At 65.0% G+C, this 1,586-nt stretch carries 1 protein-coding gene; it reads right to left on the bottom strand.

The features are described 5' to 3' along the window. Window positions 1–78: 78 nt before the first annotated feature. Window positions 79–1,335 (bottom strand): hypothetical protein, encoded by a 1,257-nt coding sequence (locus tag A39O_RS0108970; protein WP_157639883.1) that lies wholly within the window; start codon window positions 1,333–1,335, stop codon window positions 79–81. Window positions 1,336–1,586 lie beyond the last annotated feature (251 nt).

The following is a 1,586-nucleotide window of genomic DNA, read 5'->3' as shown; positions in this document are numbered from 1 at the left end:
TGTACGTCTTGCGCTTCGCTTCGCCCATTATGATATGCCCCTTTTGGTTCGACGCGAGCTTAAATTACTGTCCGGTTTTCAGGGTCCACTATAGAAAGATAACGGAATAGGTGCAGAAAAAACCGCTTCCAACTCCCGCCGTGCCTGTCTCGCCGCGGTCGGCGTGTCCGCCTTGCTTTGCTGCTTGTCGGCCACATCCGGCGCTTTCTGCTGATCCGCCAGCCGGCGCTGAAGCTGTCCCGCCGCTCGATCGGCTTGCTCCGCTGCCAACCCCAGATCGTCATAACTCTGTCGTAGCGCATCCACTTGAGCGGTCTTTGCTACGGTCTGCGGCTGAGCAATGGTCTGATTTAACGCCCGGACGGCGCGCTCTGCATCAGCCGCCGACAGCCCTAAACCGGCATACGCCGCCCGCAATTCATCAGCCTGCGCATCCGTTCCCACCGCCTTCGGTTCAAGCGCCTTTGCCGTCCCCTGCAGCGCCGCCTCAGCCTCTGCCGCCAGGGCCACCAACTGCCGCCGCGTCAACTCCAATCCTGCCGACGTATCACCCGACCGTGCCGCCCGTTCCAGCGCCCGCAAACCTGCCTCGATCAACCCCAGCGCCGCGACCGGTTGCCCAACGTCTATTTCTTGCGCCGCCCGCGTCGCTGAGAGACTGGCATCCGCCCAGTTCTCGGAACCCGCGCCGGCCTGGGCATCGGCCACTGCCTGCGCGGCATCAGCCACCCCCGCCAACGCCTTCGCGGCCTCTTCCGCCGCCTTCTTTTGCGCCTTCAGCGCATTTGTACTCGCCGTCGAACCATCCGCCGCTGCCAAGTTCGCGATCGCTGCCGCGCGCGCCTTGGCGTCTTGTTCCGTGATCAGCACCCCGGCCTTACGCAGCTCCGCATTCAGCGCAGCCTGATCTATCCGCCAGTCATCAGCCGCTGCTGCAGCCGCCTGGGCACCCGCCGCTGCCCCCGAGGTCGCCGCGGCCTGAAGCCCGATCACACGCAAGAACGAATCAGCCGCATCGCCAAACGACCCCTTTGCGGCAGTCGCATACCGTCCAGCCGCATCCGCAAAGGCATCCGTACGCGCTTGGACCTGCGCCGCCCACCCGGCCAGCCCCGGCACCGCCGCGGAAAACAACCCAGCGACCCCAGACACCCACGCGCCGAGGATGGCCACGAACCCTGCCACCAACGCCCCCGCGCCCTCCACCGTCCCGCGAAACAGTTGCCATGGCAACGCCACCGCCGCCGCGAGTCGGCTCGCCGTCTCGACTACCGCCCCCATGCGGGCGGCAAAACCATCCAGGGTCGTACCGATCTCGGCAAACGCCGCAGCCATCCGCGGTCCTACCATCGTAAAATCTATCGACCCAACAAACGCCTTAGCCGCTTTAGCACCACCCTCGAACGCCACCACCAGCCCGTCTCTTAACTGTTGTAACTGTCCCGACCCCGCCCATTCCCGAATCGCCCCCGCCGCCGCCCGAACCTCGCGCTCTATAGTGGACCCCATGTCCAGGACAGTTTTCCCCCGAATTTAAGTTGTCGTGCCGACGTTCATCGCAGCGGTTTGGCGCTGCCCCAGCCACC

This window comes from Lamprocystis purpurea DSM 4197, assembly GCF_000379525.1.
Lineage (GTDB): Bacteria > Pseudomonadota > Gammaproteobacteria > Chromatiales > Chromatiaceae > Thiodictyon > Thiodictyon purpureum.
The sequence above is the reverse complement of the archived record's forward strand: the minus strand, read 5'-3'. Positions and strand labels throughout refer to the sequence as shown.